The organism is Archangium lansingense, assembly GCF_026626635.1.
GTDB classification, from domain to species: Bacteria; Myxococcota; Myxococcia; order Myxococcales; family Myxococcaceae; genus Archangium; species Archangium lansingense.
Window position 1 is genome coordinate 12,138,420 of record NZ_JAPNKA010000001.1, and the last position, 19,883, is coordinate 12,158,302.

The window sequence follows — 19,883 nt, forward strand, 5'->3', positions numbered from 1 at the left end:
ACTCATGCTGGGGTGGGAGCCCTGGGCCTGGGGGGGCCGCCTCCGATTCCTCGCTCGGACTGGTGCGCCTCCTCCAGCCGGCGGCGGTGCGCGGCCAGCAGGTCGCTCCGCGTGAGGATGCCCACCACCGTCCACGGCGCCTCGCGCTTCACCACCGGCAGCCGTCCCACGTCCTCGCGCACCATGTGGTCCGCCGCCTCACGCAAGGTGCTGTCATCGAAGACAACTGCCGGGGGCTTGCGGATGAGCTCCCGCACGTGCAGCCCCTCTATCCCGTCCCCTTCCAGCAGCTCCCGCCGGGTGACGACGCCCACCAACCGCCCCGCCCCATCCACCACCGGGAAGCCCTGGTGCCGAGTACTCGCGCCTCCACCGGCCAGCCAGGCCCGAGCCTGCGCCACGGTGTCCTCCGCCGCGAGCGTCACCACCGGCCTCAGTCCGTGCGCCGCCACCAGCGTGTTGGCGAGCACGTCCGCCGAGTACTCCATGGGCACCCGCGCCCCGCGCCGCACCAGCTTCTCCGTCATGATGGAGTGTCGCATGAGCAGCGAGGAGACGAGGTAGGCCGCCGCGCAACCTCCGAGCAGCGGCAGCAGACCCATGGGCTGGCGCGTCGTCTCGAAGGCGAACACCACCGAGGTCAGCAGCGCGCGCGAGGCCCCGGCGAAGATGGCCGCCATACCCACCAGCGCGGCGATGCGCACGTCCACGCCCAGCCCAGGCACCAGCCACACCGCCAACGCCCCCAGCGCCGAGCCCAACCCGCCGCCGATGGTGAAGAGCGGCGCCAGTGTCCCGCCCGAGGTGCCGCTGCCCAGCGCGATGGACCAGGAGGTGAACTTCAGCAGGCAGAAGACGAGCGCGGCCATGCCCACGAAGCGGCCAGAGATGATGTCCTCGATGTTGGAGTAGCCCACGCCCAGCGTGCGCGGCTCGAACCAGCCCACCACGCCCACGGCGATGGCCCCGAGCGCCGGCCACCACATCCAATGAATGGGCAGCTTCTCGAAGGCGTCCTCGATGCGGTAGACGGCCCGCGTGGCAATCACCGATGCCACGCCAATGAGCGCTCCCATGCCGATGTAGAAGGCCAGCGCGCCCCCGCCCGGCGCCGCCACGTCCGGCATCTCGAAGGCCGGCGCGCCCCCCACGAAGGCCAGCCGCACCGCCGTGGCCGTGCAGGTGGCCAGCGCCACCGGGATGACCGAGCGCGGACGGAACTCGAAGAGCAGCAGCTCGATGGACAGCAGCACCGCGGACACCGGCGCTCCGAAGGTGGCGGCCATGCCCGCTCCGGCGCCCGCCGCCAGCAACACCTTGCGCTCATCCGCCGTCACCTTCAGCACCTGCCCCAGCAACGAGCCCAGCGCTCCACCCGTGGCGATGATGGGGCCCTCGGCGCCGAACGGCCCTCCCGTGCCGATGGCCACCGCCGACGACAGCGGCTTGAGGAACGTGACGCGCGGAGGAATGCGGCTGCGGTTGAGCAGCACCTGCTCCATGGCCTCGGGGATGCCGTGGCCGCGGATGGCCTTGGAGCCATAGCGCGCCATCACCCCCACCACGAGCGCGCCGAGCACGGGGATGACCAGCACCCAGAGCCCCCGCGTGTGCTCCGCTGGCGACGCCTCGTGGAGGGACACCCGGCCGAAGAAGACCAGGTTCGTGATGAACGAGATGAGTGCCCCGAGCAGCTGGGCCACCAGCCCCGCGCCGATGGCCACCAGGATGCACAGGCCGCTGATGAGCACCAGGCGCGCATCCACCGGCTGCACGGTCAGCGGCCCGTGCGGCACGTTCTCCAGCGTCGGCCCCATGGAGGGTGCAACCGGGAGGGACTCCCTGTCACCCGTGCCCTCGGAGACCGAGATGAGCTCAGATTTCTTCATGATGTCGTTTCCCCTGGCGCTGCCGTGAGGGCGCCTCGTCCTCGAAGAAGAGCGGCGCGGCCTCCGCGTCCAGCCCGAGTTCCCGCACCAGTGCCGCCAGTCCCCCCGCGAGTGCGGCGCGCTGGGCGGGCTCCAGCTTCCGTAGCCCGGCGATGAGCTGCGCCTGAGCCATGGGCGGCGCCGTGCGCAGCAGCTCCCGGCCCTCGGGCGTGAGAGAGACCTCCACCCGCCGCCCGTCCTCCTCCGAGGGCCGGCGCGACACCAGCCCTCGCTCGATGAGCCGGCTCACCACCACCGAGACCGAGCTCTGGTGCGTGAAGGTGCGCTCGGCCAGCTCATTGATGGAGCAGGGACCCGCCTCGGCGAGCTGCTGGAGCACGAAGAGCTGCGCGCCGCTGATGCCCACGAGCCCCTCGGAGGCACGCGCCGAGACACGCAGCAAGCGCACGAGGCGCCGGATGGCGTCCAGGACCGTCCGCACGTCCTCCGTCTCCGCCGGAGCCGCCGCGGCCCTCGGGCGTCGATTTGTATGGGAGCCCATATAATTGCTCGAATACGCCCCGGGGGAGCCCTTCGCAAGGCCTACCTGCGCCCGGGGCGCCTGCCTCCTCGGCGAGTGTGGTTGGGTGCCCAGCACAACACTCCGGGTATGTGACAGGGCGGGCGAGAGCGCGGTACACCAGAGTCCTCCCTTTCCTCTCCAGGAGTGAGTGGGTTGATACCTCGACACACATTCCCCCGCCTGGGCCGCCCCACCGCGGCCGGGCTCGTCCTCTGGGCGCTCGGCACCCTTCTGGGGTCCACCGAAGCCCAGGCCTTCAACCACGCCGGCAACGCGCGGCTCCTCGCCTCCGACGAGGCCGCCGTCATCAAGAAACCCGTCCTCGGCCTGCAGCGCTCGGCCTTGCCGATAGGGCTGGGCTTCGCGCTGGACACCTCCGTCCTGGCCGACGCGGCGCTAGCCCCCAACCTGGGCCTGCGCTGGGCGCTGGAGGCGGGGCCCCACCGCTTCGTCATCGGCGCGCGCTACACGAAGTTCCTCGGCAACCAGGTGGTCTCGGACTTCATCTCCCAGCAGCAGCCGGCGGTGAAGAAGCTCGAGATCGCCTTCGAGGGGCCCAGCGCCTACGCCCTGTACGGCCTGCAGCTCGGCCCGGTGCTGGTGCAGGCCGAGGTGCGCCACTGGCGCTACCAGACGGCGACCACCCGAGCGACGGGCGGCCTGGTGGTCAACTTCGCCGGCAACTGGTCCGTGGTGGGTGAGCTCGGCGTCAGCCTCGAGGAGGGCTACCCCCTGCGCGGTGCCGCCGGCATCCGCTACGCCGGAGAGAACTTCGGCATGTCCCTCGGGGCCGCCTACGTGGACGTGAGCGAGCCCCTGCTGCCCATCAACGAGGGCCGCATCCCCGTCATCCCCGCCTTCGATCTGTCCTGGACCTTCCGATGAGACGCCACCTCCTCGCCCTGCTCTGCCCGCTGCTGCTCACCGCGTGCTCCGCCGACGTCTCCGTGGACACGCCGCCCCAGTCCGTCGCCATCCCCGTCACCTCGGTGGCCAGGGCCATCCACGTCGAGGTGGCCGTCGATATGCCCGAGGAGACGCAGAGTCTCGATGTCAACGTGAAGGAGATCACCGCCGACCTCACCGTGGTGAACCCCTCCAAGACGTTCACCCTGAAGTCCTCGGCGCGGCTGTCCCTCACCGGCACCGCCACGCCGGACGAGCCCAAGTTCTACAGCGACAGCAACCTGCCCCCCTACTACGCCTCCTCCGAGGAGCTGCTGCCCCAGAAGGAGTTCGCGCCCAACTCGAGCACGCCGGTGCTCGTCAACTCGCCCACGCTGGCGAAGGCCATCGGCAAGGAGCGCATCTGGATCATCGTCAGCAACACGGTGACGGAGGCGGGCGTTGGCAATCCGCTGGAGCTGCCGCTGGAGCTGAGGCTGGAGAACATCGTCCTGCACGCCGTCGTCTCCAAGCCCTTCGAGGGGCTGGAAGGCGCGCTGGGCCCTAGCGGGCTCTGAGAGAAGGACGAAGGGAAGTGCGGAGGCCGGGGCCCGAGACCCGCCCGGACCCGGCGCTCCGCGGTGCTGACACATGCTTTCCTAGCGCACCGGTCTGACAAGCACCGGCGGCCCGGGTAGGCTCGGGGACGGTGCTTCCGCTCACGTTTCCCGTCCTCGCCGCCGCTTCCTCACTTGTGCTCGCCCAGGCCCCCGCGCCCGGAGCGGCCCAGGCTGACCTCGCCCGCGCCCGTGAGCTCGCCGGCGCCCTGCGCTACGAGGAAGCCGTCGTCGAGTACCAGCGTTACCTCGGCCACCCCGACCGGCCCTCCGCCGAGCGCGCCCAGGCCCTGTTGGAGCTCGGCTTCATCCACCTGCTGCTGGATGACTCGGTAAACGCCGAGCAGCGCACCACCGAGGCGCTGGAGCTGGACGCCTGGGTGCGGCCTCCCGCCGACGCGCCCCAGAAGCAGAGGGATTTGGTGGAGCGGGTGCGCGCGATGCTCTCCGCCCGGCCGAAGCTGGAGGTGCTGCCGCGCGAGGACGCGAGCCGGCCCCAGTTGGTGCGAGCCACCTTGAAGGACCCACAGTCCCGGGCCAGCGAGGTGCTCCTGCGCCATGCCCCCGTCCCGGGAGGTCCCTACCGCGCCACGCCCATGGTGTGCCAGAGCGACACATGCGAGGGCGAGCTGCCCGCCCCTTCTCGCGCGGCCTCCTTCACCGCTTGGTACTTCCTCGAGGCGCTCGACAACCAGGGCAACACGGTGGCGCGTGCGGCCAACCCGCTGGCCCCGCTGCAGCTCTCGGTCATCGAGCAGAAGCCCTGGTACGAGAGCCCGTGGGTCTACGCGGGCGGCGCGGCGCTGGTGGTGGGCGCGGCCACGGTCTTCTTCATCGCCTCCGACCCGCGGAAGTAGGCCGCCGGGGCGCGGCGAGCGCGAGGGAGCGGTACACCTTCGACTCGGAGAAGGTGGGGATGTCGGTGGGACGCTGGCTCCACCAGTTCATCACCAGCGTCACCCGCAGGCGCGAGGAGCCCGGCAGCTTCCCGGTGGGAATCTGGTTGTCGGCATCCAGCACGCCGTGGGTGAGATCGCCTTTGAAGTAGACGAAGCGGTTGGGCCTGGGCGCGGCGAGATCGAACGCGTCCGTATTGGGAGCGAGGGAGGGGTTGTCCTCGCAGGGCAGGGCCTTGGTCACCGCGAGGGCCCCACCGCGGACGCTGTTCATGAAGAGCAGGGAGGTGAAGCGCGGGTGCATGAGCGGGCCGCCGCGCAGGGCGAGCTTCTCGTCCCGGTCCTGGTGGAAGTCCACCTGCACGTCCGTGGTGCGCATGCGCGAGAACCACCACTCGACGCCCGCGAGGCCCCGGCGCAGGGGCACGCGTGGACGCAGCGCGAGGATGACCTGCTCGATGACGTTGGTGGGCTCACCGAGCTCGAACCAGAAGGTGGTCTGGTACGTCTGACGGAGGCGCTCGGTGCCCAGGGCGCGGACCTTGCGCCACAGGCGGGAGAAGTCCGCGTCGGGCAGAGCGTGGTCGTGGATGTGGACGAGTGGGGCGAGGGGCGGCATGGCGGGGCGCGACTCTACACGGCCCGGCCGCCCCTTCCCTCTTCCGTGGTCAGCGCGCTTCGAGTGCGTGCAGCCGATGCTCCATGGGCCTGAAACGCTCCGCTGTATTCCGATCCAGCCCCGAGACCATCAAGAGCAGCGCATCGTTGTTGCGGTCGATGCGATCATGCGTCTGCCGGATTCCGAGCTGCAGCTCCGTCTGCAGCTCCGCACGCAGACCCTGGCGGAGCTGCTTGACCTCGTCACGAGTGTCCGTGAACTCGAAGCCCAGACGCTGCATCCACACCTCCTGCTTGCCCATCCGGACTTCCAGCTTGTCCATCCGGACTTCCAACTTGTCCATCCGGGCTTCCAGCTTGTCCATCCGGACTTCCAACTTGTCCATCCGGTCGCGCAGCTCCTTCACCTCCCCGCGCAGCTCCTTCACCTCCCCGCGCAGCTCCTTCACCTCCCCGCGCAGCCCATTCACCTGCTCGCTCAGGCCCTGGACGGCCTGCAGCACCTGACTCCAGACGTCACCACCCATCGACTCGGCCATGGCATCAACCTCCTCGCCCTCCGGGCGTTGCGTGAGCCCGAACCTCTCGAGCCCACGACTCGAAAGGTAACATCATCCCCTGCCACTGCCCAGTCTTCTTCTAACCTTTCAAGTAGGGACGCCTGCCCTACCTTTCAGGAACTCCAGGGCTCCCTGTGCTCGCACCCGTGGCGAGCCGTGGAGACGTCAGTAGGCCCAGGCGCCAATCACGAAGGCGTGCGTCACCCGGTGGTTGAGCCACAGGGTGAGGAGGGCCACCGTCCAGCGCAGCCAGGCCGGCCGCGTGGCCATCCAGTCTCCCATCCAGAACAGTATATGGGCCCGGGTCCTCCCCGGCTCCCGACGGCCTCGTCTCCACCCGGACGGAGCTCTTGCGCGGACTCACGACGTCGTGCCGACGGCCTCGGGCCCGGCATCCCCGGGCAGGGGCTGGCGGGCCGCGTCCTCGAGATGGTCCACCCGCCGCAGCTCGGGAAACGCCCAGGCCCAGAGCGCCACCACCACCAGCGTCCCCACCGCGCCCGCCACCACCGCGGGCACCACGCCCACGTGCTCGGCGAAGGCACCAGCGCGGAACTCGCCCAGCTCGTTGGAAGCCCCCACGCACATCATGTTCACCGCGCCCACGCGGCCGCGCATCTCATCCGGCGTGGCCATCAGCTCCAGCGTGCTGCGCACCACCACGCTCACCATGTCCGCGGCCCCCGCCACCGCCAGCGCCAGGATGGACAGCGGCAGCGAACGGCTCACCCCGAAGACGAGCGTGGCCGCGCCGAAGATGGCCACCGAGACGAACATCTTCCAGCCGGCCCGGCCTCCCAGGGGACGCACGGCGATCACCACCGCCACGAGCGCCGCGCCCACCGCGGGTGCACTGCGCAGCAGCCCCAGGCCCCACGCCCCGGTGTGCAGCACGTCACGCGCGTAGATGGGCAGCAGCGCCACCGCTCCTCCCAGCAGCACCGCGAACAGGTCCAGGGTGATGCTGCCCAGCAGCAACCGCTGACGGCGCACGAACCGCAACCCCGCCAGGAGCGTGGAGATGGAGAACGACTCGCTGGAGGCCCGGCCCGTCCTCACCTTCAGGGAGAGGATCCACACCACGGAGAGCGCGCACAGCGCGGCCGAGCCGATGTAGGCCCCCGTGGCGCCCGCCCACCCGCCGAGGAGACCGCCCACGGCGGGACCGGCAATGGTGGCCACCTGCCAGGTGGTGGAGTTGACCGCGATGGCGCGCGAGAGCTCCTCGGTGGGCACCAGGTAGGGCGTGATGGCGGAGCCCGCGGGCGAGTAGAAGGCACGCGCGGTGCCGAAGAGCACCAGCACTCCATAGACGAAGCGCACGTCCCGGACGTGGCCCAGGGAGAAGGTGAGCAGCAACAGGCTGCACAACAGCATGACGCCCTGGCACACCGCGAGGATGGTGCGCCGGTCCACGCGATCGGCCACCTGGCCGCCAATGAGGCTGAAGGCGAAGAAGGGCAGGAACTGCGCCAGACCCGTGTAGCCAAGGGCGAGCGCGCTGCCGGTCAACTCATAAACCTGCCAGCCGATGGCCACCGACTCGATCTGCACGGCGAGCACCGCACACAGGCGTGCCAGCTGGTACAGACGGAAGTCACGGTGACGGAAGACGTTGGGGGCGGCGGCTGACGCGTCGGAGGAGGCCATACAGGAGGTCGGCTCTAACGCAGGCCCCGCCCTCTCGCCAGCATCCCTATGAGCAGGCGGCCTGGAGAGCGACAGGTGTGCTCATGGAGCGAGCGAGCGCGGACTCAAGAGGATGGCGGCCAGGACGGCCCCCTCGTCGCTCCGTAGCGCCAGGGACCCGGGAGCCTCCAGCCAGAGCATCTCTTCCGCGGCCAGCGGCGTCCCGGCCACCGCCGCCCGTCCCTCCAGGACATGGAGCACCACGGTCGCGGCGCCCGCGAGCGTACGGGTTTCCCCCGGGGCCAGATGAACCACCTCGAGCGAGCCCTCGGCCTGGGCCCGGTCCACCATCAGGTTGAAGTCCCGCACCGGACCCCCGAGCAACCGGCAGTGGGTCTCGGCCTCGCCGGGAAACACGAAGGGCTGGTAGCGCCGGTCGAGCACCACCTCGCGCGCCCCACCGAGGGTCAGTGCCATCCCCGCGCCGTCGAGGAGCATGAGGGTCCGCTCGATTCCCGGAAACAGGGAGAAGGGCCCGGACTCCCCAACGGTGGCGATCGACAGGCGCGCCAGGAAGCGGGCCGGATCGGACGGATGGGGCAGCTTCAACAGCTCGCGGGTGACACCCCCTCCGTTCTTCCAGGGCATGTCGCGGTAGTCGGCGGGTCCGAGTCGTCTCATCATCCGCGCTCCCCGCTCAGCCACGAACCTGCACCTCGACGAGCACCGGAGCCGCTGGCGTGGCCGCCTCGAGCTGCTCGCAGGCCGTGCCAGTGAAGCGCACCCCCTCGCTCGTCAGGCTCCACGAGGACTCGCCGGGCGCCAGCACCTGCCCGTCCAGGGAGACCACCAGCGACTCCTGCGTATAGGAGCCCGCGTCGGCGAGTCGGACGAGGCAGGACGCCTTCTGCAGAGTGTCGACGATCTGCTGGAGCGAGGAGCTCAGCTCGCTCTGGTTGGACGCCTGATAGAAGCGGCGCTTGCAGAGCTTCGCCGCAGTGTCGCACTGGTCCCCCGTGCCGCACTGCGCATCGCTCGTGCACGTACGAGCAATCGAGAAACCACCCGCCACGGCCATCCCGTTGAGGGTCTCGGCGCCCTTGCTCCCCGACATGGTGTTCGCGTCGAAGTCCGCGCCGAAGCCGATGACGATGGTCCTGATCTCCTTGGCGCGCAACGCCTGCACGGCCTCCACCGAGGCATCCTTGTCGAGGCAGCCGATGTTCTGGACATGGGTGCAATCCGACAGGGTGCAGAAGCACTCGGCGCTCGCCGGGTAGTTCGAATTGCAGTTGGGCAGACCGTCCGTCAGCAGCAGCACGAAGTCCTCGCGGCCCATCGCCTGCAACTCGGGGCGCGTGCCCATGAACTGGAGGCTCTGGCCGGTGGGCGTGCCCCCCTGTGGCATCGGCTCCGTGGTCGAGTAGTTCTTGATGGACAGGAGCTTGTTCCTCACCTGGTCGGCGTTGGCCTCGAGCGTGGCCTCGTCCTCCTTGGCCGGATCGGGCAGCGGGACGCTGATCGCGGTCGAGGCACCACAGGTGTCATCGCTCGGGTAGGTGGCGAGCCCGAAACGCGCGATGGTGCCACTGGTGGACAAGAAGTTGTGCATCGCTCCCTGCAGCGCGCTCCAACGCGTGGGGCACACGGCGGTGTTGCACGGGCGCGAGTCGCCACAGAGAACCCCACCCGGGCGGCAGTCCGGATCCGACATGTCCACCGGGTTCGTCATCGAGCCGGACGTGTCCACCAGCAGCATCAGGTTCGGCTTGTACGCGCCCACCTCCACCTGTGCCAGCACCGTCCCCGCGTCCGGCTCGTTCATCCCCGCGTCCGGCTCGTTCATCCCCGCGTCCGGCTCGTTCATCCCCGCGTCCGGCTCGTTCATCCCCGCGTCCGGCACCTGATCCGGGGGGTCGACTACACGACAGCCCGTGGCGAGCACTCCCCCGAGTAAACACAGAACGAGCACCCCTCCCGACAGACCGAAACCACGGCCCACACGAAACACGCCCTTTGCGTTCATGCCGGCCACGATACCCGCGGACTCCGGCGCATTGGAAGATTGGCGGGGACGCGCTCATGCGCCAGATGGCCTGGATGAGTCATGGCGGGAGTGAGCGCCCTACGCCTCCCGCCGGAGCACGGCCACCATGAGGCTCAGCGTGCGCACATGGGACGCCTTCAGCTTGCGCACCGAGCGCATCAGCCTCCGCACCTCGGCGTCATCCTGCTCGGCGGGAGGCGTGAGCGCCCACTGGGGAGGTGACTCGACGGCGAACCCGAGCAGATGATCCGCTGGAATCCGGAGCGTCAGGCACAGGCGCCACAAGGTCGGAACACTGGGCAGCATCAACCCCCGCTCCAGCCGGCCATACACCTCCGTGGCCAGGCCGATGCGCTCGGCCACATCCACCTGGGTCAGACGCGCCTGGACTCGCGCCGTCCGGGCCACCTCGCCCAGTGTCTTGGACAATCGGCGCCGTACTGCCGCCTGCGTCCCTCCCTGGGCACTCTTCCCGACAATCCTTGTCACGTCCCACCAAAAACAACGCCCCACCGAGAGCTGCCAAGCATCTCGGCGGGGCGTCGCAGATGATGCCCCGCGATGACACGGGACACCGTCGTTGGGAGGGAGACAGCACACAGATCCATGGGGTCCACCGCTGGCAGTCGGTGGATGACCCATATGACTTCTGCGGTCAGTATCCCAACACAACTTCCGAGGACGTGCAAGTCCGGCGTTCTACGGCTCGATGGATTGCGGCGGACGCGGTGAGCGCGCCCCCACCACCGCGTAGCACTTGCCCTTGTACTCGACCGTGTCCTCGCAGGGCGGACGCTTGGTCAGTTCCACCCAGCAGCCGCCGTTGATCTCCACCTCTCCCTGGCGGGGCCTGCACGGCGGCTTCGCCTGGTTGGAGTAGGGCTTGTCAGGCATGGGGAAGGCGGTAGCGGCCAGGACAGTACCGTCACCGTTGACCACACTCAGCTCGGGAGGCGTGGGATGGGACGCATCGTTCCCGGCGAGAGCCGCCCGATCGTTGCTCTCGGGAGCCGAGGGCGACCATAAAAGGACCCCGCCCATCGCCAATGAAGCAAGGCCTGCGGCCAGCAGGGGCCACCGGGAGCGAAGCAGCCGGCGCGCGCGTCCGGTCCACCTGCGCCACGGCGCGATCCGCGCGCGAGTCAGATGGATGCGCACCTCCGGCCTCTTCTCCAGGCGCTCCACCGCGGAGGTCAGCAGGTCGAGCATGGCCGACAGTTCTGGCACCCTGCCCGCGGAGGGCGCCTGCTCCACCGCCAACGCGACATGAGGAGGCACCAGATGGGAGGAGACCCGGACCCGCCACGCCTCGGTGGGCTCCCAGTCCGCGCCCTGTCCGGGCATCACCACCACGGAGGAAGCGCCCGTGTGAACGTCATCGGCTTCATAGACACGGCCCAGGTCCGTCCCGATGTCCTTGTACCGTCGGCCGAGGTGAAACACTCCCAACCTTCCACCCTTCCAGGGTGCATTGTCCGCCATGCGCGGTCACCTCCTGCGCTCCCTTCTACCACTTCTCGCGGCGGTAGGCAGCGCAGGATTCGTCAAGTCACATCCGGGAGGCACGGCCCGAGGCAGTCGACATACGGCACACCGACATGCCCTGGTGCCTATTCTGGGTCGGGAGGGCTCATTCGCTCCAGTTCATCCGGAAGGGGACTCTGGCTGTTGCGAGTGAGCGCCCCCACGCTGAGCATTGCCAAGGCGGTCATCAGGGCAATCCATCTCATTTCACAACCATTCACTGGATTGGGGCATGTGATATGAGATGAACCAGCTTCGGCGGAGGCCATTGCGTGTCCGGTGGATGGTGCGGAGAGAAGAGGACGCTGCTGGCCCGAGCAGTATCCTCCTCAAGGCACGCTTTCGGGCCAAGCCGTGAAGAGCGCATGAAAGAGAGTGGTATCAGGCGGCTCATGTGGATACACAATGAGCGGGATTCGGGTCTCGGCGATCTCGCGAGGAACGGCCTCCACCCCAAACCTCGCCTCGATCTTCCTGGCAACGACCTCTGCGGGAGCCCGCATCTCAGGCGGAAGCGGATCAAAAAACACCCTGTCGGCAATGCGCTCTTCACCTCTGAAGTCGTATTGCACACCGTAAACCATATAGACAGGAGCCAGGATGCTGACGCAGCCGACAACAACCCAGCGGCGCGTCATCGATTCATTCTCCTGACTCGAATATATGGGCTCCCGGGCCGTGTACACGGAACAGCGGAAACTGGCATCACAGGTGGCCGTTGCGTTCCCGATACCGAATTGCGGCAATGCCGCCTGGAGCTCGTCCATGAGCACGTACCATGCATCCATCTTCTTGAGCTTTTCTTCCCACAACGTCTGGAACCTCTCCAACTCGGGGCTCCTTTCCAGCTTGCCATCGAACTCATGGTCCGAACGCCAGTACTGCCGGACGACAGAAAGCAGGTGTTCCGCTGAAATCGACATGGCTTAGAGGTCAACCCGGAAGGGAGTTGTTTTCTTTTCGCACCAAGCCGTCACTTTCGAGCCGAGCACGGCGCGATTCAGAGTCTCGTGGAACGTTCTCCTGAATTGCGTACAGACAAGACCAGGCAGTGGAGATGCGGGAGCGGCGATCACTTCACTCAGTGCCTTGTTGGCGCAATCGGCGGCTATTCGCTGAGCAAGCGGCTCGGACATGAATCCAGCATCCGTGCTCTCAATGGGCATTCCCACACCGAATTCGCAGAAATAAGGCTCCAAGGTCGATTTGTTTATTACGGTTGCATGTATACACGCGGCACGCCACCCATCGGGCCCGGGTTTTGTTTTCTTGACAATCGTGGCGAACTTGAAGTGGCCTGGCTGATAACGATTGATACTGCACCCCGAGAGAATTGGCAGAGCACCCGCCAGCAATCGCAGGAGCACAAATGCAGACATCCGCGCGAGTCGCCCTGAAACTCCCACAGCCCACCTCGGTTCAAAGGGGGTTGACCAAGCGCCCGTCACATCCTCTTGTACTCTCCGGTGATGCAACCGCACGTCAACCGCTGAGGCCGGTGCAAGGCGTAGGGGACAACACGGCCCACAAAGCACGACACAGCCCTCACAAGCCCCAACCCGGTGAACGGTTACTTCTTTCTTTGTCCGCCTCCTTGCCAACCTGCCTGGAAGCACCTGCCCACGAGACCCAGAGAGTGCGCCCCCAGTATCAAGCCTACACAGGGCTTCATGATCTTGATCGTGGCACAGCAGTATGCGTCGGAATTGAGACATCAACGACTTGCCATCGGTATGTTCCGACGCCCAGGACGAAGGCACAGCAATCCCAGCACCGCGAGACTCACGAGCGACACCATCAGCCCCGTACGGAAGGAGCCCGGGCGGTAGTGCAGTTCCACCCGCCGCTCATCCCCTCGCAACGGAATGGCGCGCAGGCCCTCTGCCTCGAGCAGCGGCACCGGCCTCCCGTCCGCCTCCGCCTCCCATCCGGGGAACCACGCATCCCTCACGGTGAGCCTCTCCCCGCCCCGGGGAAGCACGAAGGCGAGTCTCGAGGGCGTGTCCACCTCGGGCTCTACCTCGAGCCGCTCCCCTCCCGACTCCAGCACCGCCCGCCCCGGCCGTCCCAGCCTCAGCGCGAGATAGCTCCCGTTCTGGAAGAGCACCTCGCCCGGGTACGCCGCGCGCTTCGCCTCGTCGTCGATAACAACCACTGACGCCCCGAGCAGCGCCGCCGCCCGCTCCGGCTCCTCGCGCACCAGTCGCTTCACGTACGCGGGCGCAGGCACCACGAAACCCTCGAGCGCGGCGAAGCCTCCCGCCATGTTCGCGTTGGGCACGCCCACCTCGCACGCCTCCGCCCGGTGCGCCAGGTCCACGCGTCCCCAGTCGATGTCATAGGCCACGCGGCCCTCGGGCCGGAACGCGGGAGAGGGACGGCACGGAGGCCCTCCGCTGCGGTTCGCCAGCGTCCCCACGCCCTGCTGGAACACGGCGCACTCGATGACGATGACGGCCGCCACCGCCCACCCGCGCCGGCCCGGAGTCAGACGCCGCGAGGCCAGCAGCCCGCCGCCCATCAGCCCCACCCATGCCAGGCTCACCGCCCAGCCAGCCCCCGCGTCCGCCACCGCGAGGCCACAGGCGCCCAGCAGGCACACCATGGCGAACACCGCTCCCGGACGCCGCGTGGTGGGCTGCCGCCCCCGCTCCCACGCGGAGTAGCCCGAGGCCAGCGCGAGCGCCAGCAGCACGGGCAGCGGCGAGAGGAACTTGATGGGGAAGCGGAAGAGGCTCGCGCCTGGCACCCACCGATGGAACCCGGTGAAGAGCCCTCCCGAGTCCCCGAGCGCCAGCACCAAGAGCACCACGCACACCACCGCGAGCCCCTTGCGCCGCCACAGCCCAAAGGCCGCCAGCAGCAGGATGCTCGCCCCCACGAAGAGCACGGACTGGAAGCTCTGCGCACCGGTACGGTCCGCGCCGAAGCGGACAAAGGGCAACGCCAGGTCCAACACCTCGGCCGGAGACAGGGCAAAGCTCGTGGCCTCGCCCGTGCCGATACCCGCCCCCCGGTCCGAGCGCACGAGCAGCTCCAGGAACGGAATCCACGTGGCCGCGGAGAGCCCAGCCCCGAGCGCCACCGCCCCCAGCGTCCACCGCGTGCGCTTCCAGAGGCACACCCCGAGCCCCGCCAGCGCGAGCAACGTCAACTCGGGGGAGCCGGCAAGCACGCTGCACGCCACCAGCACGCCGAGCAGCACCATTCCCCTCCGGTTGGGGCGGCGCGCCAGGAGCCGGCCCGAACCCCACACCCAGGGCACCCAGCTCAACCCGCACAGCATGTTGGGGTGGGCATAGTGCTCGACGGCGAGAGGACTGAGGCCCACGGCGAGCCCGGCCAGCACAGCCGCACGACGGCTCGCCCCCGAGTAGCGCGCCAGCCGCCACGTCCCGAGCCCCAACCACACCAGGTGCGCGAACAGGAAGGGCCCCAGGACGCGCTCAGGCGACCCCAGGAGGAAGAGCAGACTCGGCGGGTAGAGCACCTGCGTCTGCAGCTCGGCCAGGAAAGGGTGGCCCGCGAGCAGGAGCGGGTTCCAGAGCGGCAGCGACCCCCCGAGGAGCTGCTCGCGCAGGAAGGCGGCATTGGGCAGGAAGAGGAAGAGGATGTCCGGGGACACCGGCTGGCGCACGAGCATCGTCCCGAGACTGAGCAGCAGGGCCAGCACCACGGTGGCGCAGGCCAGCGACACGGTGCGGGCACGGGACGAGAAGGACATCGCGCCCGGAGACGCTAGCATGGGGGATGGGCGCCTACCCGTCACGAGGCTAACGAATCCATCCCCGTCCCTCCAGACGGAGCCGTCGCCCGGTGGACGCCTGATTCAGGGCCCCTCCACTCTGTAGCGGGCGCCCGCTTGCAGTCCCGCTAGAGTCGGGCCCCTATGGCGCACCCGACTGACGACAAGAACTTCCGGCTTCCCCTCTCCATCCGTCCCCGGCGGTACGCGGCGACGGTGACGCTCGACATGGAGGACAAGAGCTTCACGGGCCGGCAGACCATCGAGCTGGAGCTCGACAAGCCCTCCAACGAGATCATCCTCCACGCCATCGCGCTGCAGCTCGGCGAGGTGACCTTCCGGGGTGGCAACGGCAAGAGCCTCAAGCCCACGGAAATCAAGCCCGTGCAGGTGAGCGAGACGGTGGTGCTGCGCTTCGGCGAGCAGCTCCCGGCGGGGCCGGCGGCGCTGGACGTGGCGTGGACGGGCCGTTTCACCGAGGGCCTGCGGGGCCTGTACGCGGCGGGCAAGGTGGCGGCCACGCAGTTCGAGGCGGCGGACGCGCGGCGGCTCTTCCCGTGCTTCGACGAGCCGGCCTTCAAGGCGCGCTGGGCGCTCACGGTGCGGGTGCCTCCGGGGCTGACGACGCTGGCCAACGGGCCGCTGCTGAAGGACGAGGAGGACGGCAAGCTGCGCAAGCTGACCTTCCAGGAGACGGAGGTGCTCAGCTCGTACCTGGTGGCGCTGGTGTGCGGCCCGCTGGTGGGCACGCCCGAGGAGAAGGTGCAGGGGATTCCGGTGCGCACCTGGGCGCTGCCGGAGAAGGCGCACCTGACGCGCTTCGGCCAGGACGCGGCGCTGGCGGCGCTGCCCCGGCTGCAGGACTACTTCGGGCTGCCCTACGCCTTCCACAAGGTGGACCAGGTAGGCATCCCCGACTTCGAGGCCGGCGCCATGGAGAACGCGGGCCTCATCACCTACCGGGAGATCGCCCTGCTGTTGGACCCCGCCACCGCACCGCTCTCGGTGCAGAAGCGGGTGGCCGAGGTGGTGACGCACGAGCTGGCGCACCAGTGGTTCGGCAACTGGGTGACGATGGTGTGGTGGGACGACCTCTGGCTCAACGAGGCCTTCGCCACGTGGATGGCGTACAAGATTGTCGACCACTGGAAGCCGGACTGGCGCGTGTGGCTGGACTTCGACTCGGGGAAGGCGGCGGCGCTGAGCCTGGACGCGCTGCGCTCCACCCACCCCATCCGCGGCGAGGTGCACAACGCCAACGAGGCGGGCGAGAGCTTCGACCTCATCACCTACGAGAAGGGCGGCGCGGTGCTGCGCATGATTGAAGGCTTCCTCGGCGAGGAGCCCTTCCGCGAGGGCATGCGCCAGTACATGCGCACGCACGCGCGAGGCAACGCGGTGGCGGACGACCTGTGGCGGGCGCTGGCCAACGCCTCGTCGCAGCCCGTGCTCGAGCTGGCCAACGCGTGGATCGGCCAGAGCGGCTATCCGCTGGTGTCAGTGGCGCTGGACGGGCGGACGATGACGCTGTCGCAGCAGCGCTACTACTCGGAGCCGGGGGTGAAGAGCGGCGAGCGCTGGCCGGTGCCGATGGTGCTGCGGTACGCGGACGCGGGAGGAGTGCGCGAGCAGCGGGTGCTGCTGCGCGAGGGGCAGACGAAGGTGACGCTGGAGGGCTCGGGCGAGGTGAAGTGGCTGTGCGCCAACGCGGGCTCCACGGGCTTCTACCGGGTGCAGTACGACGCCCAGGCGCTGGAGCGGATGTCGGCGAACCTGGCGGCACTGGCGCCCTCGGAGCGCATCTCACTGTTGGCGGACCAGTGGGCACTGGTGCGCAGCGGGCAGGCGTCGGTGGCGGCCTTCCTGGACCTGGCGGGCCGCTTCGGCAACGAGGAGGACGACGCGGTCCTGGACGATCTGGTGGGCCGGCTGGCGTACGTGGAGGGCCGACTGGTGGAGGGCGAGGACCAGAAGCGCTTCCAGCAGTGGGTGGAGAAGCTGCTGGGGGCGGGACTGAAGAAGCTCGGCTGGAACTCGGCGCCGGGGGAGTCGGACCGGGTGAAGCTGCGGCGGGCGGCGCTGGTACGAGCGGTGGGAGGCGTGGCGCGCAGCGCGGAGGCCCTGGGCGAGGCGAGGCCCCGGGTGATGAAGATGCTGGAGGGGGACAAGGCGGCGCTGGAGCCGAACCTGCTGGACGCGGCGGTGGCCATGGTGGCGCGTTCGGGAGACCGGGCGCTCTACGAGAAGCTGCTGGAGAAGATGCCGGTGGAGCCGGATCCGGCGACGCAGCGGCGCTACCTCATGGCGCTGACGTCCTTCGAGGACCCGGCGCTGGCCGACGCGGCGCAGAAGCTCTTCTTCACGGACAAGGTGAAGATGCAGGACGTGGCCAGCTTCGTGATGGGGCTGATGGGCAACCGGACGGGCCGCGACGCGTGGTGGGCGGAGACGCAGAAGCGCTGGCAGGACGTGCTGGGGAGGACGGGCCGGGCGCCGATGCTGCTGCGCCGGGTGGTGGAGTCGATGGGGGCCCTGCGAGAGCGCAAGCAGCTCGACGCGGCGCAGAAGCTGCTGACGTCGAGCCCGGTGGAGGAGGCGAAGCAGGCCACGGAGCAGACGCTGGAGAAGCTGTCCCAGGACGTGGCCCTGCGCGAGCGCGCCATGCCCGAGGTGAGCGCCTGGCTGAAGCACCAGCCGTAGCCCCGAGAACCACCCTCACCACCGAGTTACAACCCCACTGAGTCACAACTCACTGACTCACAACTCACTGACTCACAGCCCAGTGACTCACAATCCGTGACTCACAGCCCCACTGAGTCACAACCCCTCTCCCTCTGGGAGAGGGACGGGGTGAGGGTGCCACGGGCCCCGGGTTCCGCCATGATGAAGAGTCTTCGCCCCCCGCATTCGCCAGCGAGGAAGCCTCATGACCCAGTCGGACACGGTGCACACCGGGAAGGCCGCCAGGCCCCAGGAGCCGGTGGTGGGTACGGCCGAGTACAGGTTGCTGTGGAGCATTCCCGGCCATGCCGTCATCGCGAAGCTGGCCGAAGCGCTCCTGAACGAGGACTCCCCAGCCGCGAAGAAGAAGCTGGCCGAGCTCATTGCCAGCGATCCGCGGGAGGGCCGCGACGAGCTGGCGAACTACGCCACCTGGCCCGACGAGATGAAGAAGGACCCGGCCTTCAAGGCGAAGACCGAGGCCTGGCACTACATCACCCTTCCGTTCACACCCGGTGAGGACAGGAACAATCCCCTGCCCGGCGGAGCCCATGTGCTGTCCGCGATGAACGAGCAGCTCCACCTGCTCACCCAGGGCACGGACGCGACGGAGCGAGCGGATGCGCTCGCGTTCGTGTCCCACTTCGTCGGCGACATCCACCAGCCGCTCCACTGCACCTCGCTCGTCAACAGCCAGTTCCCCAAGGGCGACAGGGGAGGCAACGACTTCAAGCTCGTGAATGGCAACAACATGCACTCCCTCTGGGATGGCCTGGTGGCCTCCAGGGCGGCCGAGCTCACCACGAGCGCGGAGCTGCTCCGGGCCCGCTACCCGAAGGAGCAGTTCGCGGCGCGGCTCGCGGTGACGGACTTCGAGCAGTGGATCTGGCAGTCACACGAGCTCGGGCGCGAGGCATACGTGCGAATCCTCGCGGAGCCCGCCGAGACGCGCGCGAGCCAGGCCTATCTCGACTGGGCGCGTGAGAAGGCGGGGGAGTGCTCGGCGCTGGCCGCCTACCGCCTCGCGGAGCTGCTCGCCAACGCCCTGAAGTAGCTACCCCTGCATGTCCATGTCCGACGCCGCCTCCTGCTCCAGGTTCTCACCACCGCGACGCCGCGGCATGAGGTGGCGCACGATGGTGGCCTCGACGACCAGCATGCCCGGGAGGAAGAACCACGGGCCCACCGTGTAGACGCTCATCATCAGGAAGAACCACAGGGCGAGCCAGACGGCCGCGATGATGAGCAGCAGCGGGTGGAAGGCAGACAGGCCGCGGTGGCGCACGGCGGAGCACGCGAGCAGCAGCAGCGTGAACTGGGTAATCGTCGAGAGCGGCTGCTCCGCGCCCGACAGGCCCGGGGTATGAAGGCTGCCGCGCCCCCACGGGAGCAGGAGCGCGAAGGTGCAGAGGACAGCGCCCGCCACCACCCAGCGGTGCAGCCGGAAGCCAGAGGGGTTCTCCTCCAGAGCAGAAGGGTCCTCGGAGTTGTCCGCGAAGTACCGCCAGCCCTGGTCATAGCCGAGCACCACGGCGGCCAGTATCCACACCAGCGAGATGGGCCCGAAGCCCAGCATCAACAGGGCATTCGTGCAGGTAAGCAGGGCAAAGGTCTGCGCGATGCCCGGGTGCCGCGTGTCCCTGGGGAGCGTGGCCAGCGACTGCGGCAGGGGGCGGAGGGCCGGAGCACCGGGCTCCTGGGCCTCCGGCCGGCTGAGGATGCGCCACTCGTTCACGGCCACGAGCGCGCCCCACAGCACCATCACCACCGAGCCGAGGAAGCCAATGCCCGCGACAACCGGAATCACCGAGAGCAGGAGGCCCAGGCCCACGAGCCCCAGACCGAGCAGCGTCAGCGAGCCGCCCGGCAGGCGCGAGCGCAGGCGCGGGTCGTCCAGCACGCTCTGGAAGGCCTGCCCGGCCTGCCCGGCCACGGCGAGCACCGGGGCGGACACCTTGGAGAGCAGCTCCTCCGCGCGAGCGAGGGGCGAGGGAGGCGGTGCATCCCACGAGTAGTCCCCGTTGTACTCGCCCCCGGAGTAGTCGCCCGCGTTGTAGTCCCCGGCACCGGCGTTGAGCTCGCTGTTCGAGACGTCCTGGCCACACGCGGGACAGAAGGTTGGCGCGTCATTGCCAAAGTCGTGACCACAGTTCGAGCAGAAGGACATGGGGGGTTCCGAAGCGGGGGGCT

General features: G+C 68.8%; 17 protein-coding genes. 5 read left to right on the plus strand and 12 right to left on the minus strand.

Features of this window, described 5'->3' with window-relative positions:
* Positions 1-2: 2 nt before the first annotated feature.
* Both OV287_RS48615 and OV287_RS48620 read right to left on the minus strand, forming a co-directional pair.
* Positions 3-1,889, minus strand: a complete 1,887-nt coding sequence (locus OV287_RS48615; RefSeq protein WP_267540908.1) for a chloride channel protein — start codon at positions 1,887-1,889, stop codon at positions 3-5.
* Positions 1,876-2,370 carry a MarR family winged helix-turn-helix transcriptional regulator gene (locus tag OV287_RS48620; RefSeq protein ID WP_267540909.1) on the minus strand — a complete coding sequence of 165 codons (495 nt, stop codon included), beginning with the start codon at positions 2,368-2,370 and terminating at the stop codon, positions 1,876-1,878. Before OV287_RS48620 ends, OV287_RS48615 begins: the two co-directional genes overlap by 14 nt.
* Positions 2,371-2,604: 234 nt before the next feature.
* Between OV287_RS48620 and OV287_RS48625 the strand changes: the two genes are divergently transcribed.
* From OV287_RS48625 to OV287_RS48635, 3 genes are all read left to right on the plus strand, one after another.
* A complete protein-coding gene (locus OV287_RS48625) occupies positions 2,605-3,336 on the plus strand; it encodes a hypothetical protein (protein WP_267540910.1) in 732 nt (243 codons plus the stop codon).
* A complete protein-coding gene (locus OV287_RS48630) occupies positions 3,333-3,914 on the plus strand; it encodes a hypothetical protein (protein WP_267540911.1) in 582 nt (193 codons plus the stop codon). Before OV287_RS48625 ends, OV287_RS48630 begins: the two co-directional genes overlap by 4 nt.
* Before the next feature lie 131 nt (positions 3,915-4,045).
* Positions 4,046-4,810 (plus strand): hypothetical protein, encoded by a 765-nt coding sequence (locus tag OV287_RS48635; protein ID WP_267540912.1) that lies wholly within the window; start codon positions 4,046-4,048, stop codon positions 4,808-4,810.
* Here OV287_RS48635 and OV287_RS48640 read toward each other — a convergent pair.
* The 9 genes from OV287_RS48640 to OV287_RS48680 form a co-directional block, all read right to left on the minus strand.
* Positions 4,785-5,468 (minus strand): hypothetical protein, encoded by a 684-nt coding sequence (locus OV287_RS48640; RefSeq protein WP_267540913.1) that lies wholly within the window; start codon positions 5,466-5,468, stop codon positions 4,785-4,787. The two genes, OV287_RS48635 and OV287_RS48640, sit on opposite strands and share 26 nt — an antisense overlap.
* A gap of 49 nt (positions 5,469-5,517) precedes the next feature.
* Entirely contained in the window at positions 5,518-6,006 is a 489-nt protein-coding gene (locus OV287_RS48645) for a coiled-coil domain-containing protein (protein ID WP_267540914.1), read from the minus strand.
* A 381-nt stretch (positions 6,007-6,387) separates the two neighbouring features.
* Entirely contained in the window at positions 6,388-7,677 is a 1,290-nt protein-coding gene (locus OV287_RS48650) for an MFS transporter (RefSeq protein ID WP_267540915.1), read from the minus strand.
* A gap of 81 nt (positions 7,678-7,758) precedes the next feature.
* Positions 7,759-8,340, minus strand: coding sequence for a HutD/Ves family protein (locus tag OV287_RS48655; RefSeq protein WP_267540916.1), 582 nt, complete (start codon positions 8,338-8,340; stop codon positions 7,759-7,761).
* Between the two features lie 13 nt (positions 8,341-8,353).
* Complete coding sequence (gene cglB, locus OV287_RS48660; RefSeq protein ID WP_267540917.1) at positions 8,354-9,682, minus strand: adventurous gliding motility lipoprotein CglB; 1,329 nt, start codon at positions 9,680-9,682, stop codon at positions 8,354-8,356.
* Between the two features lie 99 nt (positions 9,683-9,781).
* Positions 9,782-10,132 (minus strand): helix-turn-helix domain-containing protein, encoded by a 351-nt coding sequence (locus tag OV287_RS48665; protein ID WP_267540918.1) that lies wholly within the window; start codon positions 10,130-10,132, stop codon positions 9,782-9,784.
* A gap of 270 nt (positions 10,133-10,402) precedes the next feature.
* Positions 10,403-11,185, minus strand: coding sequence for a hypothetical protein (locus OV287_RS48670; protein ID WP_267540919.1), 783 nt, complete (start codon positions 11,183-11,185; stop codon positions 10,403-10,405).
* 371 nt (positions 11,186-11,556) lie between these two features.
* Positions 11,557-12,150, minus strand: coding sequence for a hypothetical protein (locus OV287_RS48675; protein WP_267540920.1), 594 nt, complete (start codon positions 12,148-12,150; stop codon positions 11,557-11,559).
* A 791-nt stretch (positions 12,151-12,941) separates the two neighbouring features.
* Entirely contained in the window at positions 12,942-14,972 is a 2,031-nt protein-coding gene (locus tag OV287_RS48680; protein WP_267540921.1) for a hypothetical protein, read from the minus strand.
* 144 nt (positions 14,973-15,116) lie between these two features.
* Here OV287_RS48680 and OV287_RS48685 point away from each other — a divergent pair, with 144 nt between their 5' ends.
* Together OV287_RS48685 and OV287_RS48690 are read left to right on the plus strand one after the other, a co-directional pair.
* Positions 15,117-17,672, plus strand: coding sequence for a M1 family metallopeptidase (locus OV287_RS48685; protein WP_267540922.1), 2,556 nt, complete (start codon positions 15,117-15,119; stop codon positions 17,670-17,672).
* 226 nt (positions 17,673-17,898) lie between these two features.
* A complete protein-coding gene (locus OV287_RS48690) occupies positions 17,899-18,747 on the plus strand; it encodes a S1/P1 nuclease (RefSeq protein ID WP_267540923.1) in 849 nt (282 codons plus the stop codon).
* On the opposite strand, the gene OV287_RS48695 is transcribed toward OV287_RS48690, so the two are convergent.
* Positions 18,748-19,860: a zinc ribbon domain-containing protein gene (locus OV287_RS48695; RefSeq protein WP_267540924.1), complete on the minus strand. Its 1,113-nt coding sequence runs from the start codon at positions 19,858-19,860 to the stop codon at positions 18,748-18,750.
* Between the last annotated feature and the right edge of the window lie 23 nt (positions 19,861-19,883).